Raw genomic sequence first — 23,389 nt, forward strand, 5'->3', positions numbered from 1 at the left:
GGGGTTGATTCATATGACTACGATTGCTGTAGTAGGATCTGGAAGCTGGGGTACAGCACTTGGGATGGTTTTAGCTGATAACGGACACGACGTTCGAATGTGGGCTAGACGTGCTGAACAAATCGAAGAGATGAACACAAAGAAAACGAACGAAAAATACTTACCGGAGATTACTCTCCCGAACAGTATGGTTGGATTTACAAGCCTAGAGGAAGCGGTTCAACCTGTAGAAGTAGTTGTGCTTGCCGTTCCGGTAAAAGCCATTCGCGAAGAAACAAAGAGACTTCTCGCTGTTGCAAACCGTCCACTTACTATTATTCATGTGAGTAAAGGGATTGAGCCTGGAACGCAGAAAAGAGTCTCTGAGATGATTGAAGAAGAAGCGAATGGTCATAGCCATTTTCACTCCGTTGTTGTCTTATCGGGGCCAAGCCATGCTGAAGAGGTAAGTCGACGTCAGCCTACCACTGTTACCGTTTCTTCAACGAATCTCGAGGCAGCTCAATATGCACAAGATTTATTTATGAATCAGCATTTCCGTGTTTACACTCACTCAGACTTAGTTGGTGTTGAGCTTGGAGGCGCATTAAAGAACATTATTGCGCTTGTATGTGGAGTAACAAATGGACTTGGCTACGGTGATAATACAAAGGCCGCGATTATGACTAGAGGACTCGCTGAAATTACCCGTATGGGTGTAAAACTTGGAGCGGATCCACTTACCTTCTCTGGTTTGTCAGGGCTAGGTGATTTAATTGTTACGTGTACTAGTGTTCATTCAAGAAATTTCCGCGCGGGCAGGTTGATTGGTCAAGGTCTGTCACTTGATGATGTGCTAGAACAAATGGGCATGGCTGTTGAAGGCGTAAGAACGACTCAAGCCGCATTTGAAATGGCTAACCGCTTTGAAGTGGAGATGCCGATAACAAGTGCAATTTATCATGTTCTCTTTAACGGAGTTAAGCCAGAAGATGCAGCCGGCGAGTTAATGGGCCGAGTGAAAAAGCACGAGGAAGAAAAATTGACGGACTAAAGCTTCTAGGCATTTAACATGCACCATCTTTCTCCGTACGCATACGATATGTTGATACTACGTACGGAGGAGGAGAGAGCACATGACTCAAAACCGAGATTCATCGTTCTTTGATCAGATTCAAAAGAATACGAAGGTTCGACCTGATGAACTATTAAAACTAGCAAACTCTGTAAGTAAATCAAATTTAAAAGATGAAGCCACAGTAAGACAGCTAATTCACCAGGTTTCTCAGCTTGCAGGTAAGCCCGTTACAAAAGAAAAAGAAGATCAGCTTGTTCAAGCAATTATAAAAAACAACGTGCCTGCTGATTTTGCTTCCCTTTCAAAAATGTTTAATAAAAAATAGCACTCCGTTAGGCATATGCTCGTGCACTTCTATGCGTCGTGCATATACTTGTAAGGAACACAAATATAGGGCTTACACATTAGGGTTATGTCATGAATCGGAGAAAGGCCCCACTTTCTCCGATTTAATTACTGACGTGGACAAGCTTAAGTGAAGTCGATTGAGGAGGAAAAGGATGTCTCAAGCTATGCTTCATATGTACATCTCTTTTGCCGGAATGATTTTGATGTTTGTATCTGCGGGACTTGCATTGTTTAGTCGGACAAAACTAAAAGGGATTATCCAAAAGATTGTTTTATCCATCTCGTTTGTTTGTTTAATGGTTTCAGGGATTATTGTTTTCTATATTGTAGTAGGGGGACCAACGTCAAGCTAAGGAGGAGATACATAATGAGACGATTTCTTTTGAAAGCGTTGTTTTTGGGAAGTCTCCTTTTACTTGTAGGGTGCTTTTATCCACAAAATGAGCGACAAGCTTCTCAAGCAGCGTATCTGGATCAATTGGCCTCAGTACAATCAGCTGTTGACTCGTTTCAAGAGGATACCGCTGTTTTACCAATTAAAACCTTTGACGAAACAACCCCAATGTATCAACGTTACATCATTGACTTTAGACAACTGGTGCCACGATATATGCAGGAGCCGCCAGGTACTGCGTTTGAAAACGGAGGATTGTATCAATATACGCTTGTAGACGTTGAAGAAACTCCAACCGTCAAACTAATTGATCTAAGTTCTTTAAAGTCAATTCAAGAATTAACGAGTCAGATAAATAATTATCGAGCTCAGTATACATATGCACCCGTAAAAGAGATTGTGGCAGACGGTTTATTTATGATTGACTATGAAAAGTTATCCTATAAAGAAGAACCAGTAATTATAAGCCCATATACAGGTAATAGTCTTCCATTTCTCTACTCAAACACAGGTGAACTTGTCATCGACTATGCAAGTGACATTAATATTCGTATGAATGAGTTGGATGAAATCAATGAAGATGGGGATTTGCGTCCGCTTTTATATGAGGAAGCTCCTTTTGTTCCATTTCATTCGGTACCCTATACCCTGTCCGAATCTGGAGAACCCATTCTTGATCCATCGTTTGAGCCTGAAGAAAATAATTAAATAGAAATTGGTCTATTCAGCCCCTTCATTTGATATATATACGGTAATGGAAGGGGCATTTTTTTATTGGTCGGGCTCCCCTTCCCGAAAAAGAGTGAACCATTTGAATGAAATCCAAAAAGTAGATCATATTTTTGGGACAACGCTCATAGCATGAACTATGTGAGGATTTCAAGCGAAAATGGAAGAACTCTTATATTGAAATGATCGGGAGGGGATCACGTGGAAAAAGTCGATATCTTTAAGGATATTGCAGAACGTACAGGTGGAGACATTTACTTAGGTGTAGTAGGTGCTGTTCGAACAGGTAAATCAACGTTTATTAAGAAATTTATGGAGCTTGTGGTCTTACCGAATATTGAAAATGAATCAGAGAAAGTCCGGGCGCAAGACGAATTGCCGCAGTCGGCAGCAGGAAAGACGATTATGACGACAGAACCGAAATTTGTGCCAAATCAAGCAGTCTCCATTCATGTTGGAGACGGGTTAGATGTGAATATTCGCTTAGTAGATTGTGTTGGTTACGCAGTGCCTGGTGCAAAAGGATACGAGGATGAGAATGGTCCTAGAATGATTAACACTCCTTGGTATGAAGAGCCTATTCCTTTTCAAGAGGCTGCTGAAATTGGGACTCGTAAAGTAATTCAAGAACATTCGACACTCGGTGTCGTGATTACGAGTGACGGAACCATTGGAGACATTCCACGTTACGACTATGTTGAATCCGAAACAAGAGTGATAGAAGAGTTAAAAGAAGTTGGTAAACCATTTATCATGGTTGTAAACAGTGTAAGACCATACCATCCGGAAACGGAAAAGCTTCGTGCACAATTAGCCGAAGAACATGATATACCGGTTTTATCAATGAGTATCGAAAGTATGACTGATCAAGATATTCAAAATGTCCTTCGTGAAGTCTTGTTTGAATTCCCTGTACATGAGGTCAATGTGAACTTACCAAGCTGGGTAATGGTACTTCATCAAGATCACTGGCTACGTCAAAGCTATGAGGAATCCGTACGTGAAACGGTCAAAGATATTAAGAGATTACGAGACGTAGACCGAGTGGTTGGTCATTTCACGGAGTTTGACTTTATTGATGATGCTAGGCTAGCGGGCATTGAAATGGGTCATGGCATCGCTGAGATTGATCTCTATGCACCGGATACACTTTATGATGAAGTGTTAAAAGAGGTAGTTGGTGTAGAGATTCGTGGGAAAGATCATCTATTATCACTGATGCAGGAATTTGCGCATGCAAAATCAGAGTATGACCAAGTGTCAGATGCCCTTCAAATGGTTAAACAAACAGGATACGGAATTGCGGCTCCAGCATTATCCGATATGAGCCTAGATGAGCCAGAGATTATCCGCCAGGGCGCACGATTTGGTGTCAGATTAAAAGCCGTTGCCCCGTCTATTCACATGATAAAGGTTGACGTGGAATCTGAGTTTGCACCGATTATCGGTACAGAAAAGCAAAGTGAGGAACTTGTCAGATATTTAATGCAGGATTTTGAAGAGAATCCACTATCTATTTGGAATTCAGACATCTTTGGTCGCTCCCTAAATTCTATCGTTCGAGAAGGAATTTCTGCTAAGCTATCACTTATGCCTGAGAATGCTCGTTATAAATTAAAAGAGACGCTTGAACGAATTATAAATGAAGGTTCAGGCGGATTGATTGCGATTATCCTATAATTTGAAAAGGAGCTCTGTAGAGAGTTCCTTTTTGCTTTTGTTAAGCCAGATATGCTAAGATTTACAGCAGAATAGCGTTTAAACGGGCTTCGTTTAAACAGAGTCGGGAGCGATTAGAAATGGGCAATGAAAAGGATTATATCGTTATTAAAGCAAAAGAGAATGGTGTGACTGTGATTGGTCTTACACGAGGTACAGATACTAGGTTCCATCACTCTGAGAAGTTAGACAAGGGTGAGGTATTAGTCGCACAATTTACTGATCATACATCAGCTATTAAAGTGCGAGGCAAAGCAGAGATCCAAACGACTCATGGCAATGTTACCTCTGGTCAAGAAAACGAATAAAAATGCTCGACAGGTAAAGTCGTAACACGCATGGTTGGGACATAAAGACTATGCTATACTGAAATTATGAATTTGTTATACACTGGAGGATACATACGATGGTGAATCCCAGCCACCTAGCCAAAGAAGTTACAGCAATTATAGAGAAATTTAACCAACTCACTTATCATCCCTATATAGAGAAATACATTCCATCTGTAGGCATTGATGAAGAGAAATGTCGCTTGTTTTATGCATCTTTATCAAAAAAAGCGTCTAAAGAGGATGCGTTTGTCATTACGTTATGTGCGATGCTTGTTCAAGCAGCGCTTGATGTACATGAAGAAGTGACGCTTCATCCTGTACAATCAGATGATGCTAGAAAAAATCGACAACTACACGTGCTAATTGGAGATTATTACAGCAGTTTATATTATCACTTACTTGCCGGAGCTGACCATGTGCCGTTAACTCGACTTTTTAGTCACACGCTTCAAGAGATTAATGAACAAAAAATGAACGTTTACGAGGTTAATCATGCTCATTACGCAGAAATGGCTGACCATGTGAGGTTTATTGAGTCTGGATTGTACGGGAAGATACTTGAAGAATACGACCTATCAGGGGATAAAGAAATCTTTGAGCAATTGTTTTTCTACAAACGGTTTATGGATGAATGGAATAAATGGGTGGGGGATCAAGACTCCAGCTTAATTCGTACATTCCTTAAGCATACAGACGTATCCGAGCAACAGGACGCGTTAATTCAAAAACAAGAAGCGCTGCAATCGTCTATTCAGAGACTCTATGTAAGCCATTCGGATTTTACTGATCATATGGATCAATTCTTAAATGAAGCCATTCAGTTTGCTCCTGTGGAGGAAATAGAAAGAAAGGTGAGATAAATGGGGCAACAAACAAAGGAAGAACGAGTTCACGAAGTCTTTGAATCGATCTCCTCTCAATACGACCGAATGAACTCAGTCATTAGTCTGCAGCTTCATAAGGTGTGGCGCAAAGATGTCATGAAATTAATGAGTGTAAAACCAGGAGATGCTTCTCTAGATGTATGCTGTGGAACAGCTGATTGGACGATTGCTCTGGGACAAGCTGCCGGTGCTAATGGCCGGACAGAAGGGTTAGACTTTAGCCAAAATATGCTGGATGTCGGTCAAAAAAAGCTAGAGGACAACGATCTTACATATATAAAGCTTCATCATGGTAATGCCATGGAACTCCCATTTGAAGATAATCAATTTGATTATGTAACCATTGGTTTTGGACTACGTAATGTACCAGACTATCTCCAAGTACTAAAAGAAATGGAGCGTGTTGTTAAACCTGGTGGGATGGTTGTTTGTCTGGAGACATCTAATCCAACGATGCCTGTGTACAAACAAGTCTATCAATTATATTTTAGACATTTAATGCCACTTGCTGGTCGAATTTTTGCGAAAAGCCATAAGGAATATTCATGGTTACAAGAGTCAACGCAGACATTCCCATCTAAGCAAAAATTAGCTGGACTGTTTCAAGAAGCCGGTTTAAAGGATGTTACCTTTAAAAGCTACTCAGGTGGAGCGGCAGCCGTGCATTACGGAAAAAAGAATAAGTGATTACTAGAGTATAGTAAACGTGGTCGTTGTTGTCCGCATCAGAAGAGTTAGGAGCAGATATTGTGATACGTAAGTTAAAAATCATTCTTGAAATGATTAAGTTTGAGCATACGGTGTTTGCACTTCCGTTTGCATTTATGGGTACCATTTTAGGGAGTCTGATCGTTAATGATCGTTTTCCACTTTGGACGGATTGGATTTGGATTGTTGTAGCGATGTTTGGTGCAAGAAGTGCCGCTATGTCGCTTAATCGATTAATAGATGAGAAAATAGATCGTCATAATCCACGTACGGCGGATCGCGCCATTCCGGCAGGATTGGTATCGAAGGTAGAAGTGCTGGTCTTTATTGTGGCATCCTTTGCCTTACTTATTATCGCAGCTTTCCAGTTAAATCCGTTAGCAGTGATCTTTTTACCTTTAGCTGTTTTTCTATTAGTATTCTATTCATATACAAAACGCTTTACTTGGGCTTGTCATATTGTACTTGGTTTAACCATTGGATTTGCGCCACTTGGTGGCTGGATTGCTGTATCGGGAGAAATTACGTGGGTAGCCATCACCTTATACTTTGCTGTAGCATTTTGGCTTGCTGGCTTTGACACTGTGTATGCGACACAAGATGCTGACTATGACAAAGAGCGTGGATTATACTCTATTCCGAGTCGTTTTGGTGTGGCAAAAGCTTTAATTATTGCTAGAGGCTTCCATGTAGTAAGTTTCTGTCTGTTTTTAGCTTTGTTTTTTATGACAGGTCTATTGAGCTGGCTTTATTTAGTAGGTGTAATTATTGCTGGTGCGATGATGATCTATCAGCACGCACTTGTATCCAAGGATGATCTTTCAAGAGTGATGTTTGCCTTCTTTCCAATGAACGGAACATTAAGTGTCGTTATGTTTCTCTTTACACTCGGAGACATCTTCTTATGAGTTCCCAGGGTCCGTACATCGTTGGAATGACAGGTGCAAGCGGAGGAATTTATGGAATTAGACTGGTTCAGGAGTTACTCCGAACTGGTCACGAAGTTCATCTTGTTCTAACTGAGGCAACATGGCAAGTGTTTCAAGCGGAGATGAAGTTAGATACAACTGATCGAGATCAAGTGATAAACGATTTATTCAAGGAGAATAGCGAGTACCTTCATCTGTATGATCTCCATAATTACGCTGCCCCTATTGCAAGTGGCTCTTTCAGAACAAAAGGAATGATTGTTATTCCATGTTCGATGGGCTCTCTTTCTGGGATGGCTATTGGTGCATCAGGTAATCTTATTGAACGTGCGGCCGACGTGATGTTAAAAGAAAGACGTCCATTGGTTATCGTTCCAAGAGAAACGCCTCTTCACCAAATTCAACTTGAGAATATGCTGACGCTTTCAAAGGCAGGGGCTACAATCCTTCCTGCCATGCCTGGATTTTATCACAACCCAACTACTATGGATGAACTTATCGATTTTGTAGTCGGGAAAGCATTAGATGTGTTAGGCGTAGAGCATGAATTGTTTAAAAGGTGGGGAAGTGAATCATGACGCTACGCATTGGTGAAATTGAGTACGCAAATATCCAACCTTTTTTTTATAAACTCGACCGAAACGGACTAGCAGAAAAAGGATTTCAATTAATGACAGATGTACCAAGTCAAGTGAACCGTCGCCTTTCTGAAGGTGCTGTGGATCTTGCTGGTATTTCTTCATTTTCGTATGCTCAGCATGCAGATGATTACTCTATTCTCCCGGACTTATCCGTGTCTTCAAAAGGTGAGGTTCGTTCGTTGTATTTGTTCTCCAAAGTACCAATTGAGCAGCTAGACGCAAAACGAGTTGCCTTAACGGCCAGTTCAGCTACAACTGTTCATCTTCTTAAAATCATTTTGCGTTCATTTTATGAGCTTCACGTTCAATATGAAACAATGAAGCCTGATCTAGCAGAAATGCTTAAGGGTCATGATGCTGCCCTATTAATTGGTGATGATGCTATTCGAGCAGCGCGAACAGCTAAAGCTCTTTATCAATATGATCTAGGAACGTTATGGTATGAGCATACAGGATTACCGATGTCCTATGCAGTGTTTGCTGTGAGAAATGAGGTTCTTTCAACGCATTCTGATGAGCTTGACACCATTTATCAAGCATTTGTCCAAAGTAAAATGTTAAGTTATCAAAATGACTACAAGGATCTGTCAAATCGATTTGTCCTAAAACAAGGGGGAACCTTTGACTTTTGGCAATCATATTTTCAGAATTTGTGGTATCATTTTAATGAAGAAAACAAACGCGGATTATTATATTATTATAAGCTGGCTTATGAGTATGGATTCTTGTCAAAGTCAATTCACTCAATCAGTGTGTGGAGTAAGGTCCACTCCTGACCTGGCGGGTAGGATAAGGTGAAAGAATGAAACTAGCAGATATCTATGGACATTTTCAATCAGATATTAAAGTTATTGAAAAAGAATTAGAAGAAACCATCCAAGCAAGACATGATGTGTTACGTAAAGCCTCAACGGATTTGCTGCATGCAGGTGGAAAGCGGATTCGACCGGTATTTGTACTTCTAGCCGCTAGGTTTGGAAACTATGATATTCATGCATTAAAGCATATTGCTGTATCACTCGAGCTTATCCATATGGCTTCTCTTGTTCATGATGATGTCATTGATGATGCTGAGCTTCGTCGTGGGCGCAAAACGATAAAGTCGCAGTGGGATAATCGTGTAGCGATGTATGCAGGAGATTATATTTTTGCAAAAGCGGTTCAAACAGCAGCTTATTTTGACAACCGTTCCATCCATTTAATTATTTCAGATGCCATAATGGAAATGTGTATCGGTGAGGTAGAACAAATTCGCGATCAATTTAATTGGGATCAAAATATTCGTACGTATTTCCGCAGAATCAAACGAAAAACAGCACTCTTAATTGCGGTTAGCTGTAAGTTAGGGGCCATCGCTGCAGAAACTCCAGATGACATTCAACGGCGATTGTATCTGTTTGGATACTATGTAGGGATGTCTTTTCAAATCACCGATGACATTTTAGATTTTGTCGGTACAATGGAGCAGATCGGGAAACCAGCCGGCGGTGATTTAAGACAAGGAAATGTTACACTTCCTGCATTATATGCGATGCACCACGATCCAGATTTAAAAACAGAGATTGTTCAAACGTTATCTAAAGATCAGCATCATGCAGACATGGATTCAATCATTAACCGCATTAAAGAATCAGGCGGAATTGAATATGCCGTTTCTGTTAGTGATCAATATCTTGCAAAAGCGTTTAAACAACTTGAGGCATTACCTGATGTAGAGGCAAAAACCTATTTCTTACAACTAGCTGCATACATTGGAAGACGTAAATTTTAATACTTTTTGAAGAGCCTGTTGTTGATATTGTCAATGACTGGCTCTTTTGCTATACTAATCTATGTAAGCGGATGCAATATACTTTTTTACAGAAAAGAGAGGTATACATATGGAGCGTACATACTTAATGGTTAAACCAGATGGTGTACAAAGAGGTTTAATCGGAGAAATCATTTCACGCTTTGAATCAAAAGGTTTTACATTAGTAGGCGGAAAATTCAAACAGATTTCAAGAGAATTAGCTGAAACTCATTATGGTGAGCATAAAGAGCGTCCATTTTTTGGAGAACTTGTTGATTTTATTACCTCTGGACCCGTATTCGCCATGGTGTGGGAGGGTGACAATGTGATTAAGTCCTCACGTACATTAGTAGGCGCAACCAATCCGACTGAAGCTGCACCTGGAACAATCAGAGGGGATTATGGTGTTCATGTTGGGATGAACATTATTCATGGCTCTGATTCAGAAGAAAGTGCCAAAAGAGAGATCGATCTCTTTTTCACGAGTGATGAACTCATTACATATGAAAAAACCTTAAAGCAATGGATTTAATTTAATCGCACAAAACCTGTTCTTTTTTTAGAACAGGTTTTTTTAATGGATTAGACTAGTTGAGCCGATGATAGAGATAAGGTATGATGAGCAAAAGATCAAGAAAAGGGAGACATCATGAGCCACAACGATTACGAGAAATTTATCCATACAATTAAACAAATGACAGGAATTGATTTAGCATCTTATAAAGAAGCTCAGATGAAGCGAAGGTTAACGTCGTTTAGAGAGAAAAAGGGCTATGATGATTTTGACTCCTATGTAAAGGCGATGAAGGGCAACCAGGCGTTACTTGAGGAATGTCTGGAGAGAATGACCATTAATGTATCTGAATTTTACCGTAATCGTTCTCGTTGGGACATATTAGATCAAACGATTATTCCTTCGCTGCTACAAACTACTCGGTCTCTAAAAACATGGAGTGCAGCGTGCTCGTCTGGGGAAGAACCTTATACGCTGACAATGATTTTGCAAAAGCACCTTACACCAACTCAATTTTCTGTTCTAGCCACAGACTTAGACCGTGTGATTCTTGAACGTGCGAAACTAGGTTTATACGGAGAACGTTCGATAAAAGAAGTCCCTGAAAACATGCTACATACATATTTCACTAAAAAAGAATCTATTTATGAAGTAGACCCTATCCTTAAAAAACATATTACATTTAAGCAACAGAATCTTTTAACTGATTCATTTGAACCGGGCTATGATTTAATCATTTGCCGGAATGTCATGATTTATTTTACGGAAGAAACGAAACATGAACTTTATCAAAAATTTAGTAAGGCTCTTCGTCCTGGTGGAATTTTATTTGTTGGGAGTACAGAACAAATTTTTAATCCGGATACATATGGTTTTAAAAGTAAGGAAACCTTTTTCTATGAGAAGATTTAGGTAATACGTATGAATAAGTAGACGAACAAGACAGCCGACAGATTATATGTTATAATTTAACGCATAAAAGCGATAAAGAATTAGTGTTGGTTATTTGAATAGGAGGAAGTACAGATGAGATACTTAACAGCAGGTGAATCACACGGACCACAACTTACAACAATCATAGAAGGACTTCCAGCTCAACTAGAGCTTTTAGCTGAAGATATTAATACGGAGCTCGCAAGACGTCAAGGAGGATATGGACGCGGTCGTAGAATGCAAATTGAAAAAGATCAGGCCCAAATTACGAGTGGAGTACGTCACGGTAAAACAACAGGAGCTCCGATTGCTCTAGTTGTTGAAAACAAAGACTGGACGCACTGGACAAAAGTAATGGGTGCAGAGCCTATCTCTGAGGACGAAGAAAAAGAAGTGAAACGTAAGCTGACTCGCCCGAGACCAGGTCATGCTGACTTAAATGGAGCCATTAAATACGGCCATCGTGACATGCGAAACGTACTAGAGCGTTCCTCTGCACGTGAAACGACGGTTCGTGTTGCTGCCGGAGCAGTAGCTAAAAAAATTCTAAAGACATTTGGAATTGAAGTAGCTGGGCATGTGCTTGAAATTGGTGGGGTCCAAGCAGTTGCTACGGATTATTCGTCTGTAGAAGATCTAAAAGAACGTTCAGAGGCATCTCAAGTGCGTTGCTTGGATGAGCAAGCTTCAGAGCAAATGATGGCTGCGATTGATCAAGCAAAGCAAGATGGAGATTCAATCGGAGGGGTTGTTGAAGTTGTTGTTCAAGGAGTGCCAATTGGACTTGGAAGCCATGTTCAATATGATCGTAAGCTAGATGCAAAAATTGCAGGTGCGGTAATGAGCATTAATGCCTTTAAGGGTGTTGAAATTGGAATTGGATTCGAGGCAGCCAGGTTACCAGGAAGCCGTGTTCACGATGAAATTCTATGGACCAAAGAAGACGGCTACACTCGTAAAACAAATAACCTTGGTGGCTTTGAAGGTGGTATGACTAATGGTATGCCAATCGTTGTGAAGGGTGTAATGAAACCCATCCCAACGTTATACAAACCACTTCAAAGCGTTGATATTGATTCAAAAGAACCATTCCAGGCCAGTATTGAGCGCTCAGATAGCTGTGCTGTTCCAGCTGCATCTGTTGTAGCTGAGGCAGTTGTTGCTTGGGAAGTAGCCAATGCTCTTCTAGAAACATTTGGATCTGACCGAGTTGACACTATTGCTGAAAATATTCGTCGTCATAATGAAGAAGCAAAGGACTTTTAATGATGAAAACAGTGCCAGTCGATATTGAAAACCATGCTTACAAGGTTTACCTTGATAAGGGACTCCGGTTTCGTCTTGGTGAGTTATTAAAGGAGAGCTTAGACGAACAGCCATCTTCCATCTTTATCGTGACGGATTCAACAGTAGCTCCATTGTATTTAGCAGATGTTCTTGGTGGTTTGCCTAAAGAGCTAAAAGTCACGCATGTAACGATTGCAAGTGGGGAGCAATCTAAATCATTTAAAGAATATGAGTATCTTTTAACAGAAGCATTAAAAGCTGGTCTTGATCGTAAGTCTGTTTTAATTGCTTTAGGTGGAGGAGTGGTGGGAGATATTGCTGGCTTTGTCGCTGCCACTTATATGCGAGGCATTCGGTTTGTACAGATGCCAACGACCCTGCTTGCACAAGATAGTAGTGTAGGTGGAAAAGTAGCCATTAATCATCCGCTTGGCAAAAATATGATTGGTGCTTTCCATCAGCCTGAAGCAGTTTATTACGATATTGAGATGTTAGCCACCCTTCCAGAGAAAGAATGGAGATCTGGATTTGCTGAAGTCTTTAAGCACGGATTAATTTTAGATAATGCTTATTATCAATGGTTGGGCGAGCATGTTCATAAACTGCCCATTCAGGATCACTATATGACCGAACTATTGGCTCGTTCTATTGCCATTAAAGCAGAAGTGGTTTCAAAGGATGAACGAGAACAAGGGATTCGAGCATATCTTAATTTAGGTCATACACTTGGGCATGCGATTGAGTCCGTATCTGGGTACGGTACACTTACACATGGTGAAGCTGTAGTTATTGGGATTGTATTTGCTTTGAAAATTAGCGAGAAGTATTACCAAACAGATCTTCAGATTTCAGAGTTTGTTGATTGGGTAGAATCGCTTGGATATGAAACAAAAATCCCAAGCAGTTTAGACCGTTCTAAACTTCTAGAAGCGATGAAAAAAGATAAAAAAACAGAAGCAGGTTCAATTCGGATGGTTCTTTTAAAGAAAGTCGGAGAAGCCTCTGTTGAAAAAATAGATGAGAATCTCATTCTATCATTCTTAAACGAGCAGTAAGGAGGCACGTAATGATTAGAGGAATACGTGGCGCAACAACCGTAATGGTTAATCAAGAAGTCGACATCTTAAATGAAACAGAGCAATTATTTGAAGCCATAGCTGATCAAAATGAAATTGATCCAGAGGACGTAGCGCAGGTTCTAATTACTGTAACAGAAGACTTAAATGCGACGTTTCCTGCAAAAGCAATGCGCAGACTATCAGGGTGGGACTTTGTTCCAGTAACGTGTGCAAAAGAATTAAGTGTTCCAGGTAGCCTCCCGCAATGTGTACGCATTTTAATGACGGTAAATACATCGAAGTCACAAAAAGAGATCCATCATGTGTATTTAAATGAAGCCGTTAAGCTTAGACCGGATTTAATAAAAACAAGTACGAATAGTTGACGGATGAAAGTGTTCAATGTACAATTTACAAAAGTGTACGGATCAGAGGATCTGTAGCTTCAGTTGAGAGTTTAGTTGAGTTTTACCTAATAATGAGAAGAGCTGAGATGAGAAGAGCAGAGCTTGAGCAGAGACGAGATTCTATTTCTAATGACACGTCCCTGAGCTAGCCTCAGTGGGCGTTTTTATATAAAATCTGCCTCATTCCTCCTTCGTTTATTCCACTTCAGCCCTCATAATTTGAGGAGCGAGAGACATGAAACATACTTCCTATGAAACATTCAAAAAAGCCTATCACACGTATAAAACGGTTGTCTATTCGTCACGTTATTTTGTGGACGGCTTAACACCGATTCATATCACCCAGCAGCTTCATGATCAAGTAGCCTTCTTACTTGAAAGTAGAGATGACGAGTCTTCATGGTCACGCTATTCATTTATTGGATTAAATCCACTTTATCAGCTTAAAGAAATAGCTGGCAGATATCAGACGCTTAACCAAAATGGAATGCCAATTTTAGAAGAAGATTCGTTTAAGAAAGCACTTGATACTACGATGAGTTACCTACATGTAGAGCCCGTTGATTTACCGATTCCTTTTCGTGGTGGCGCAGTAGGGTACATGAGTTATGACGCCATTGAAACGATTGAGCCTAAATTAAAAAGAGATAGTGAGAATGCGGTGCCTCATTATCATTTCTTATTCTGTGAAACCTTACTTGCCTATGATCACGTGCAAAAAGAGTTAATTGTTATGGTGCATTTGCCAGTAGAAGGAGAACCGGATTCTGAGTCCCTCTATAAAAAAGGAAAACAAAAAGTAGCAACCGTTCTTAAGCAACTTGAGAAATCTGTTTCGCGTTTTTCACCAATGGGCGTTCCTGAAAATCACACAGACGTATCCTTCGATGGTGTAGATTCAAATTACACAAAGCAGGCGTTTATGCGAGATGTTCAGATTATTCAGGATTATATAAAAGCGGGAGATGTGTTTCAAACCGTTTTATCGCAACAGTTTACAATGCCTGTAACGGTCTCTGCGTTAGATATTTACAGGGTTTTACGATTAATAAACCCTTCACCTTATTTGTTTTATCTTCGGTACGAACAGCTTGAGATTGTAGGTAGTTCACCGGAACGTCTTGTTCAAGTACAAGATCGCCACGTTGAACTCCATCCAATTGCAGGGACTAGGCCAAGAGGAAATACACCTCAAGAAGACAAACAGCTAGCAGAGGAGCTTCTTGCTGATGAGAAAGAGCGAGCAGAGCATTACATGCTTGTAGACCTTGCTAGAAATGATGTTGGCCGCATTGCCACGTATGGCACGGTTAAAACGCCTAAGCTAGTAGAAATCGGATTTTTTTCACATGTGATGCATATTGTCTCAAAGGTGACAGGGGAACTGCATGCTGATATAGAACCATTGGAAGCACTTATGGCTTCATTTCCTGCAGGTACAGTTTCAGGAGCACCTAAAATTCGAGCAATGGAAATTCTTCAAGAGCTTGAGCCAACAAAACGAGGTATCTATGCTGGTGCCATTGGATATCTAGGATATGACGGGAATATGGACTCTTGTATCGCTATCCGAACGATGACGATTCAAAATGGGAAAGCAATGATTCAAGCTGGTGCTGGTGTAGTGGCAGATTCGGATCCGGAATCCGAGTACAAGGAAACGCAAAACAAAGCTAAAGCGTTAATCCGTGCTGTTCAAGTAGCCGAGTCTATGTTTCAAAAAAAGGAGGCATCTCAACATGTTTAAATCATTCCTAGAAAAATGTGCAGAGGGTCACTTCTTAGAAGAACACGAATCTTACGCGGCGATGGACCTCATCATGAAGAACGAAGCTGAAGTTAGTCAGATTGCTAGTTTAATTAGTATGATGAGACTTAGAGGTGAATCAGTAGATGAATTAGTGGGATTCGCGCGAGCCATGAGAGCACACGCCATTTCCATACCTCATCAAATAGAAGGGGTTCTCGATACATGTGGTACGGGTGGTGATCGCCTCGGAACGTTTAATATATCAACTGCTGTATCATTTGTTGCAGCTGCCGCAAATGTGCCCGTTGCAAAGCATGGAAATCGAGCAGTGACTTCGAAAAGTGGTAGTGCAGATGTGCTTGAGTATTTAGGAATTAACATCCAACAAACACCAGATGAAGCAGCTAGCGCACTTAGTGAGAAGGGGTTGAGCTTTTTATTTGCTCCACTTTATCATTCTTCTATGAAATATGCTGCACCAGCTAGACAACAAATTGGGTTTCGAACCATTTTTAATTTGTTAGGTCCTCTTACCAATCCTGCAGGAGCAGCCCATCAATTAATTGGTGTTTCGGGTAGAGATCATGCATTAAAGATGGGTGAAGCCATTCGAAGACTAGGAACTACTCACACCGTACTTGTAACGGGCGAAGATAACCTGGATGAATGCTCTGTTCATGGAACCACGCAAATTGTTGATGTAATCGGAGACACAATTCAAGTATATGAGCTTGATCCTGAGGAAGTTGGATTAGAACAGGGTGAATTATCAGAAATACAGGTGGCAAGCGTTGAAGAGAGTGCCACATTGATTCAACAAGTATTTGAAGGAAGTGCAAATCAATCAGCAACATCCACTGTGTTATTAAATGCAGGAGTTGCGTTGTATGCTGCAAATCATGTGTCATGTATCCAAGAAGGAGTTCACAGAGCCAGAGGATTACTTCAATCCAAAAAAGTGTTAGCTTATATGGCTAGTTTACACTCACAGCAACAGGGGGATTTTAAACATGCTTGAAACAATACTGGAAACAAAAAAACAAGAGCTATTATCACTTGAGCTACCGCCAGCACAAAAGGTGATTAAACGATCTTTATATAACGCGTTAAGAGAGCCGAATCGGCAAATAGGTTTAATTGCAGAAGTAAAAAAGGCATCACCTTCAAAAGGATTAATTCGAGAGGACTTCCACCCAGTGGAGATCGCTCAAGCATATGAAGCATCTGGAGCTGATGCGATTTCTGTTTTAACCGATCAGCAATATTTTCAAGGACATCGTGATTATTTAACAGCTATTAAGAAAGAAACAAGCATTCCGATCATGCGTAAAGATTTTATTATAGATGAACAACAAGTGGAGGAAAGTGCACGTATCGGGGCGGACGCCATTTTGCTAATCGCTGGAACAGTATCGGATGAAGCGTTACACGGGCTGTATCAATCAGCTCACAGTAAAGGGATGGAATGTTTAGTGGAGGTTCATGCTGCCGAAGAGCTAACAAGCTTATTAAAGGTCTTTACTCCACAATTAATTGGAATAAACAATCGGAACTTAAAGACATTTTCAACTTCACTTCATCAAACTGAGGAGATTGCAAAAAAGGTACCAGAAGGCACGATGTTTGTAAGTGAAAGTGGAATCCATACACCAGAAGATCTTAAGCAAGTTGGCCGAGCAGGAGCTTCCGCCGTCCTCGTGGGAGAGTCTCTTATGCGTGCGGAGTCTCCGGAACGTGGAATCAAACACCTTTTTGGAGAAAAGTAGATGAAACCCACTCTTAAATACTGCGGAAATCATAGTGAGAGCGATCTTATCCTAACAAAGGGAAGCAAAGCAGACTATGTAGGATTTGTTTTTGTTCCGGGGACAAAGCGCTATGTTCGGGCTGTAGATGTCAATAGATGGTTAGCAAAACACCCTGTAACACAGCAAAAGATTGTTGCCTTATTCGTAAATGAGTTGATTGATACCATTACAACTATTTGCAATAGCTGTCCGATTGATATTATTCAATGCCACGGTACAGAATCAAGCGCAACGGTTGCTAAGATTAAACAAGTAACGAAAAAAGAAGTGTGGAAAGTGATTCATCATCACGATCACGGAGTGTTACAGATGAAAGAATATGAAGGGATTGCAGACGGCTACATTATTGACACTAAAGTAGCTGGAAGCTGGGGAGGAACCGGGCAAACCTTTGACTGGGAGAGTATCCCGGATTATATGAGTGAGGGAAGGCGTCAATCGGTTCCCGTTTTTATTGCTGGAGGAGTGAAATCTGATAATATCTCCGCACTTGCTCGTTACAAGCCTGATGGCATTGATCTATCCAGTGGATTAGAGCGCGAAGGTAAAAAGTCACAAGAAGCCATTAGAGAGATAGAGAGGGAGCTGTTTAGAGATGACGAAATATAATCCTGATACAAATGGCCGTTTTGGGGAATTTGGAGGTAAATACGTTCCTGAAACACTTATGAGCGTTATAGAAGAGCTTGAACAAGCATTAGAAGAGGCTATGAACGATCAAACGTTTATTGATGAGTACCATGAGCATTTACGTGAATATGCTGGACGACCCACAGCTCTTTCCTATGCTAAAAATATAAGTGAGCAGATTGGCGGAGCAAAAATTTATTTGAAGCGTGAGGATTTGCTTCATACGGGTGCACACAAATTAAATAATGCAATGGGTCAAGCTTTGCTTGCAAAGCGGATGGGTAAAACAAAGATTGTTGCAGAAACAGGTGCAGGTCAGCACGGTGTGGCAACAGCAACCATTGCGGCTCGTTTTGGCTTAGAGTGCAAAGTATTTATGGGAACAGAAGATATTGAACGCCAATCACTTAATGTATTTCGAATGGAACTTCTTGGAGCAGAGGTGATTCCTGCTGAATCTGGAAGCCGGACGTTAAAGGATGCAACAAATGAAGCTATTCGCTATTGGGTTGCTAATGCGGAAGACACATTTTATTTAATTGGATCGGTTGTTGGCCCACATCCTTACCCTAAAATGGTTCGGGATTTTCAACGAATCATTGGAGATGAATCAAAACGTCAGCTTCTTGAAGTAGAAGGGCGTCTGCCTTCTGAAATTGTGGCATGTGTTGGTGGGGGGAGCAATGCGATTGGAACCTTTTATCCCTATTTAGAAGACGACGTTGTCCTTACTGGCGTTGAAGCTGCAGGACATGGTGTTAACACAGATAAGCATGCTGCTACGATTACAAAAGGAACCCCTGGGGTTATTCACGGCTCGTTAACGTATTTAATACAAGACGCGGCAGGTCAAATCATTGAGCCCTATTCCATTTCCGCAGGACTTGATTATCCAGGAGTAGGTCCTGAGCACGCGTTTCTTGCAAGTGAAGGCCGTGTAAACTACAAATCAGTGACAGACAAGCAAGCGCTTGATGCCTTAAGTCGACTTGCGAAAGAGGAAGGCATTATTCCAGCTATCGAGTCTTCCCATGCATTAGCGATTGCGTTTGAACATGCTGCAACTCGTTCAAACGATGAAATCCTTCTCGTTTGCTTGTCAGGTAGAGGAGACAAGGATGTTCATACCATCCGCAAGCACTTACAAGGAGGGGACAATCATGAGCAGTGAACGTTTGCAAAATCAGTTAAGTAAAGATAAAAAATTATTTATTCCATTTATTACAGCAGGTGATCCTACTCCTGAGTCTACAATTGATCTTGCGCTTACATTGCAGGAAGCAGGAGCATCGATCCTTGAGCTTGGGATTCCCTATTCTGATCCATTAGCTGATGGTCCAACCATTCAAGCTGCTTCAAAACGAGCGCTTTCAAATGGTATGAGTTTAACTGGTGCACTCCAACTTGTTCCAAAGATGCGAGATAGAGGGTTAACCATTCCTGTCATCATTTTTACGTATGTGAACCCTCTATTCCAATATGGCATAAAGCGCTTCACGGAAGAAGCAGCCGCATTCGGAGTAGACGGAATCTTAGTCCCTGACCTACCTTATGAGGAAAGTGACGAGCTTAGTCAGTATTGTGATAACGAAAACTTGTCGTTAATCTCACTTGTAGCCCCAACATCTAACGAACGGATCAAAAAAATTGCTAGTCGTGCTCAAGGGTTTTTGTATTGTGTGTCTTCCTTAGGAGTAACAGGTGCACGAACGGATCTTGATCCACGTATTGAATCATTTTTAAAGACAGTAAGAGAGGCAAGTGAGGTGCCAATTGCTGTTGGATTTGGTATCTCAACACGTGAACAGGTGCAAACCATTCAAGGGTTAGCAGATGGGGTAGTTGTAGGAAGTGCGCTTGTTGAACAAATTGAGAAACAAGGGGAGAGTCTAAAGAATCCAAACGAAAAAGAAGTAGCGCTTCAACGTATTAAATCATTTGTCAAAGCACTCATTTCAGAGTAACATAGTCTAAGTAGATACTTAGACGATAAAGAGGTGCAATGATGCAGGCTAAACCACAGCTCTACGGACTGCCCGCTTATAAACCGGGTAAGCCAATTAGTGAAGTAAAAGAAGAATTAGGACTTGAGAAAGTGATCAAACTCGCATCAAATGAAAATCCATATGGTTCGTCTGAACATGCGAAACAAGCCATAATTGATGCTGTTACCAATTCTGCAATTTACCCAGATGGTTATTCAGGTGAGTTACGAAAGAAGGTTGCGACTCATTTAAACGTTAACGAAGATCAATTGATTTTTGGAAACGGAACAGATGAAGTTATTCAATTTCTTTGTCGTGCTTTCTTAACTCCAAATGATAATACAATTACTGCGGATCCTACATTTTCTCAATATAAATTAAATGCAGCTATTGAAGGAGCAGAGATTCGAGAAGTTCCTTTAACAAAGGCTGGAGAGCATGATTTAAATGAGATGCTGAATCAAATTGATGAGCATACTAAAATTGTTTGGGTGTGTAATCCAAATAATCCGTCCGGAAATTACATTGGAAAAGAAGAATTTGAACACTTTTTAAGCCAAGTACCTGAGCACGTGATTGTGGCGAGTGACGAAGCGTATATTGAATATGCTGTGGCAGAGGATTATCCTGATACAATTCCATTATTAGAACAATATAAAAACCTAGTCATTTTGCGTACATTCTCTAAGGCGTATGGACTTGCATCGCTTCGAATTGGATATGGCGTCGCGAGCCCTGAGTTAATTCAAGTAATGGAGCCTCTTCGCCCTGCCTTTAATACTACGGCTTATGCACATGCAGCAGCTGTAGCGGCCCTTCAAGATCAAGAGTTTGTTGTACAATCTGCTAAGAAAAACCGAGTAGAACTTGAAAAATTCGAGGCATTTTGTCAAAAACATGACTTGTTCTTTTATCCTTCACAAACCAATTTTATCTTAATTGATTTAGAGATGCCTGGTGATGATATTTTTGCGTTTCTTCTATCAAAAGGATATATTACACGGTCGGGACAAGCACTTGGATTCCCAACTTGTATCCGTATCTCAATCGGATCAGAAGAAGAAAACGAGGGAGTATTACAAGCATTAGAAGATCTTATAAAAGAGCGTACACAAAGATCTGAATCATAGGAACAAAGATGTTGGAGTGAAATGGATGAAACGTGAAGTAGTAGTCATTGGGCTTGGGTTAATTGGAGGATCCATTGCCCTTGGAATTAGAAAAGAACATGATGTCAAAATGATTGGCTTTGATATCAATGACGATCAAGTCAGAATGGCCGTATCGTTGGGAATTATAGATGAAAAATCAGATTCCTTAAAAGCGGCTGTAGCGACCGCTGACTTAATCGTACTTGCTGTACCTGTGGCGGCTTCGGAAAAGCTTTTAACAGACATGTTGAGCTATACATTTAAAGAGGGCGCCATTATTACAGATGTAGGTAGTACCAAACAAATCATTTGTACAAAAGCAAAAGAACTACAGGATAAAGTCACCTTTGTAGGCGGCCATCCAATGGCTGGCTCTCATAAAAGTGGTGTGAGCGCAGCAAAAGTTCATTTATTTGAGAATGCATTTTATGTGTTTACACCTGATGAGGCGACTTCACCTGAAGTAATGGCTACACTAAAAGATTGGCTTAAGGGCACAAAAGCAACATTTCTTGAGATGTCTCCAGAGAAACATGATGAAATTACAGGAGCGATCAGTCACTTCCCGCACATTATTGCAGCTAGTTTAGTACACCATGTGGAAACCGAAGAAGACCGCAATCCTCATGTCACTAGACTTGCAGCTGGCGGGTTTCGTGATATTACACGAATTGCATCCTCAAGCCCTGAGATGTGGCGAGATATTTTGTTGCAGAATCAGTCTAGTTTATTAAGACTTCTTGATACGTGGGACCTGGAAATGCAAAAGGTTAGGACTCTACTTGAGTCAAGCGACAGTGAAGGGATTTTTACTTATTTTGATCGGGCCAAGCATTTTCGTGAAAAGCTGCCTGAACGAAAAAAAGGAGCCATCCCAGCATTCTACGATTTGTTTGTTGATGTACCTGACCATCCAGGTGCCATCTCAGATGTGACAAGTATTCTTGCTCAGTCTGACATCAGCTTAACAAACATTCGAATTTTAGAGACTCGTGAAGATATTATGGGTGTTCTGCGCTTAAGTTTTCGTTCTGAGGAAGATCGTGAACAAGCGAGAGAACAACTTGGTCTTCATACATTTGAAAGCTATACTTTATAAAACGATGCCTCTGGGTTTATTTCCCAGAGGTTTTTCTGCATAAAAAAAGCCCTGCACTTATGAGCGATAGCGCTTACAAGAACAGGGTCAGCAAATGTGCTGATTCAATAGTATGGATAGGAGTGGAGAGAAACCATACGCTTAACCTTTATTATATAGAAAACGCTTACATTGTCAATACATCTTTAAAAAAGTCTTTCATGTTTTTTTGTTCTGTTCTTTCTTTTTCAGACATAGCTTGTCTTAATAACGATTTAATCGTAAGGAGGCAGGCCGATGTATTTGTTAAATGAAGCAACACGGATTAAGCATGGTCAAGTATGCAAGCTTTCTTACGTAATCAAAGATGGCAGGATTAATTATATAAAAGAAAGAATGCCTTATTGGAGAAAGTGGAGGGTTGAGGCATCTTCCTTTGTACTTGCTCCTAGCAAGGTAGGCTTTGAATCCTCTTTTTTACTATCCGATCAATCCATTGAAAGAAGTCAGATGGAGCGTCAATGGTTGAAGCGTGGAGTGACAACACTTGCAGTGGCTAAAGACGCTCCTAGTGAAAGACGGCTCCCGGAAGCTTTTAACAAGGCACACGATCAAATGAAAGGAAGCACACTCGACTATGTAATCGGTATGACCATCCCCATACGTCTGCTAAAACCGTCGCTTTTACAACAATGTCGCCGTTTAAAAATCCCATTTTTACAAATCATGATTGATGAGGATACGTTAGATAGCTTATCTTGGAGTCACTTGGCGGATGCGTTAGTGAGCTATCAAACCATCCTGCTGCCTCATTTTAGAGGACAAGCTTCTAAAAGCCAAGTAGTAGAGCAAAAGTGGAAGAAATATTGTAAGCAATACGGCATATCTACAACAACTATTGATGAGATCTGGACAAAGGAAACCCTACAAAAAAGTGGATTATATCCTACAAAAGGGGAGCTATTGATTGGAAGCGATGCCGATTATCTGTTGTATCATCAGCATACAAATCATTATATGACTAGGCGAGCTCGAATGGTTGCGGCAAGTGAGAATCTTGATTATGATAAAGATGAGCCAGCAATTGTTGTTCGTCGTGGACAAGTATTAAAGACTGGTCCATCCTATTTAGTGAATGACCAAGGAAAACCAATAAGCATCGTAAAGCCGAGACGCTTATTATCTATCCAATATGCGTCATCTACAATTGGTACGCAGCACGTACAGGATGAGTTAAATCGAGTACAATAAACGG

General features: G+C 40.7%; 26 protein-coding genes. All 26 read left to right on the forward strand.

Annotated elements, in window-relative coordinates; genetic code table 11:
• Positions 1–13: 13 nt before the first annotated feature.
• The 26 genes from ACQKKO_RS01985 (at position 14) to ACQKKO_RS02110 (ending at position 23,385) form a co-directional block, all read left to right on the forward strand.
• The gene (locus tag ACQKKO_RS01985; RefSeq protein WP_498643830.1) at positions 14–1,033 is read left to right on the forward strand and encodes an NAD(P)H-dependent glycerol-3-phosphate dehydrogenase; all 1,020 of its coding nucleotides are present in this window, start codon (positions 14–16) and stop codon (positions 1,031–1,033) included.
• 82 nt (positions 1,034–1,115) lie between these two features.
• A complete protein-coding gene (locus ACQKKO_RS01990) occupies positions 1,116–1,382 on the forward strand; it encodes a stage VI sporulation protein F (protein ID WP_498643831.1) in 267 nt (88 codons plus the stop codon).
• Between the two features lie 175 nt (positions 1,383–1,557).
• Complete coding sequence (locus ACQKKO_RS01995) at positions 1,558–1,758, forward strand: DUF2768 domain-containing protein (RefSeq protein WP_203086737.1); 201 nt, start codon at positions 1,558–1,560, stop codon at positions 1,756–1,758.
• A gap of 14 nt (positions 1,759–1,772) precedes the next feature.
• A complete protein-coding gene (locus tag ACQKKO_RS02000; RefSeq protein ID WP_498643834.1) occupies positions 1,773–2,507 on the forward strand; it encodes a YphF family lipoprotein in 735 nt (244 codons plus the stop codon).
• 222 nt (positions 2,508–2,729) lie between these two features.
• A complete protein-coding gene (gene spoIVA, locus ACQKKO_RS02005; protein ID WP_479827995.1) occupies positions 2,730–4,208 on the forward strand; it encodes a stage IV sporulation protein A in 1,479 nt (492 codons plus the stop codon).
• A gap of 119 nt (positions 4,209–4,327) precedes the next feature.
• Positions 4,328–4,555, forward strand: a complete 228-nt coding sequence (gene mtrB / locus ACQKKO_RS02010) for a trp RNA-binding attenuation protein MtrB (protein ID WP_498643837.1) — start codon at positions 4,328–4,330, stop codon at positions 4,553–4,555.
• Between the two features lie 98 nt (positions 4,556–4,653).
• Complete coding sequence (locus tag ACQKKO_RS02015; protein ID WP_498643839.1) at positions 4,654–5,439, forward strand: heptaprenyl diphosphate synthase component 1; 786 nt, start codon at positions 4,654–4,656, stop codon at positions 5,437–5,439.
• Positions 5,440–6,150 carry a demethylmenaquinone methyltransferase gene (locus tag ACQKKO_RS02020; RefSeq protein ID WP_498643841.1) on the forward strand — a complete coding sequence of 237 codons (711 nt, stop codon included), beginning with the start codon at positions 5,440–5,442 and terminating at the stop codon, positions 6,148–6,150. It abuts the gene before it with no gap.
• Between the two features lie 59 nt (positions 6,151–6,209).
• Positions 6,210–7,079: a UbiA-like polyprenyltransferase gene (locus ACQKKO_RS02025; protein ID WP_498644643.1), complete on the forward strand. Its 870-nt coding sequence runs from the start codon at positions 6,210–6,212 to the stop codon at positions 7,077–7,079.
• Entirely contained in the window at positions 7,076–7,678 is a 603-nt protein-coding gene (locus ACQKKO_RS02030) for a UbiX family flavin prenyltransferase (RefSeq protein ID WP_498643843.1), read from the forward strand. The genes ACQKKO_RS02025 and ACQKKO_RS02030 overlap by 4 nt, the downstream gene beginning before the upstream one ends.
• A complete protein-coding gene (locus ACQKKO_RS02035) occupies positions 7,675–8,517 on the forward strand; it encodes a menaquinone biosynthesis protein (protein WP_498643845.1) in 843 nt (280 codons plus the stop codon). Before ACQKKO_RS02030 ends, ACQKKO_RS02035 begins: the two co-directional genes overlap by 4 nt.
• 26 nt (positions 8,518–8,543) lie before the next feature.
• Positions 8,544–9,512: a heptaprenyl diphosphate synthase component II gene (gene hepT / locus ACQKKO_RS02040; protein WP_498643847.1), complete on the forward strand. Its 969-nt coding sequence runs from the start codon at positions 8,544–8,546 to the stop codon at positions 9,510–9,512.
• 109 nt (positions 9,513–9,621) lie between these two features.
• Entirely contained in the window at positions 9,622–10,065 is a 444-nt protein-coding gene (ndk, locus tag ACQKKO_RS02045) for a nucleoside-diphosphate kinase (RefSeq protein ID WP_343130361.1), read from the forward strand.
• Between the two features lie 117 nt (positions 10,066–10,182).
• Positions 10,183–10,959: a CheR family methyltransferase gene (locus ACQKKO_RS02050; protein WP_498643849.1), complete on the forward strand. Its 777-nt coding sequence runs from the start codon at positions 10,183–10,185 to the stop codon at positions 10,957–10,959.
• Positions 10,960–11,073: 114 nt separating this feature from the next.
• Entirely contained in the window at positions 11,074–12,246 is a 1,173-nt protein-coding gene (aroC, locus tag ACQKKO_RS02055; protein WP_498643851.1) for a chorismate synthase, read from the forward strand.
• A gap of 2 nt (positions 12,247–12,248) precedes the next feature.
• Positions 12,249–13,322, forward strand: coding sequence for a 3-dehydroquinate synthase (gene aroB, locus ACQKKO_RS02060; RefSeq protein ID WP_498643853.1), 1,074 nt, complete (start codon positions 12,249–12,251; stop codon positions 13,320–13,322).
• Between the two features lie 11 nt (positions 13,323–13,333).
• Positions 13,334–13,711, forward strand: coding sequence for a chorismate mutase (gene aroH, locus ACQKKO_RS02065; RefSeq protein WP_498643855.1), 378 nt, complete (start codon positions 13,334–13,336; stop codon positions 13,709–13,711).
• Positions 13,712–13,967: 256 nt separating this feature from the next.
• Positions 13,968–15,479, forward strand: a complete 1,512-nt coding sequence (gene trpE, locus ACQKKO_RS02070; protein ID WP_498643857.1) for an anthranilate synthase component I — start codon at positions 13,968–13,970, stop codon at positions 15,477–15,479.
• On the forward strand, positions 15,472–16,500 hold the full coding sequence (gene trpD, locus ACQKKO_RS02075; RefSeq protein WP_498643859.1) for an anthranilate phosphoribosyltransferase: 1,029 nt from the start codon (positions 15,472–15,474) through the stop codon (positions 16,498–16,500). The genes trpE and trpD overlap by 8 nt, the downstream gene beginning before the upstream one ends.
• Positions 16,493–17,248 (forward strand): indole-3-glycerol phosphate synthase TrpC, encoded by a 756-nt coding sequence (trpC, locus tag ACQKKO_RS02080; RefSeq protein WP_498643861.1) that lies wholly within the window; start codon positions 16,493–16,495, stop codon positions 17,246–17,248. Before trpD ends, trpC begins: the two co-directional genes overlap by 8 nt.
• A complete protein-coding gene (locus tag ACQKKO_RS02085; RefSeq protein WP_498643863.1) occupies positions 17,249–17,899 on the forward strand; it encodes a phosphoribosylanthranilate isomerase in 651 nt (216 codons plus the stop codon).
• On the forward strand, positions 17,886–19,091 hold the full coding sequence (gene trpB, locus ACQKKO_RS02090) for a tryptophan synthase subunit beta (RefSeq protein ID WP_498643865.1): 1,206 nt from the start codon (positions 17,886–17,888) through the stop codon (positions 19,089–19,091). Before ACQKKO_RS02085 ends, trpB begins: the two co-directional genes overlap by 14 nt.
• Entirely contained in the window at positions 19,081–19,884 is an 804-nt protein-coding gene (gene trpA / locus ACQKKO_RS02095; RefSeq protein WP_498643867.1) for a tryptophan synthase subunit alpha, read from the forward strand. Before trpB ends, trpA begins: the two co-directional genes overlap by 11 nt.
• Before the next feature lie 41 nt (positions 19,885–19,925).
• Positions 19,926–21,035, forward strand: a complete 1,110-nt coding sequence (hisC, locus tag ACQKKO_RS02100; protein ID WP_498643869.1) for a histidinol-phosphate transaminase — start codon at positions 19,926–19,928, stop codon at positions 21,033–21,035.
• A 25-nt stretch (positions 21,036–21,060) separates the two neighbouring features.
• Positions 21,061–22,155 (forward strand): prephenate dehydrogenase, encoded by a 1,095-nt coding sequence (locus tag ACQKKO_RS02105; RefSeq protein ID WP_498643871.1) that lies wholly within the window; start codon positions 21,061–21,063, stop codon positions 22,153–22,155.
• 276 nt (positions 22,156–22,431) lie between these two features.
• Positions 22,432–23,385: a hypothetical protein gene (locus tag ACQKKO_RS02110; RefSeq protein ID WP_498643873.1), complete on the forward strand. Its 954-nt coding sequence runs from the start codon at positions 22,432–22,434 to the stop codon at positions 23,383–23,385.
• The last annotated feature ends 4 nt before the right edge of the window (positions 23,386–23,389 follow it).

This window comes from Alkalihalobacillus sp. NPDC127517 (genome assembly GCF_050276055.1).
GTDB lineage: Bacteria > Bacillota > Bacilli > Bacillales > Bacillaceae_D > Alkalicoccobacillus.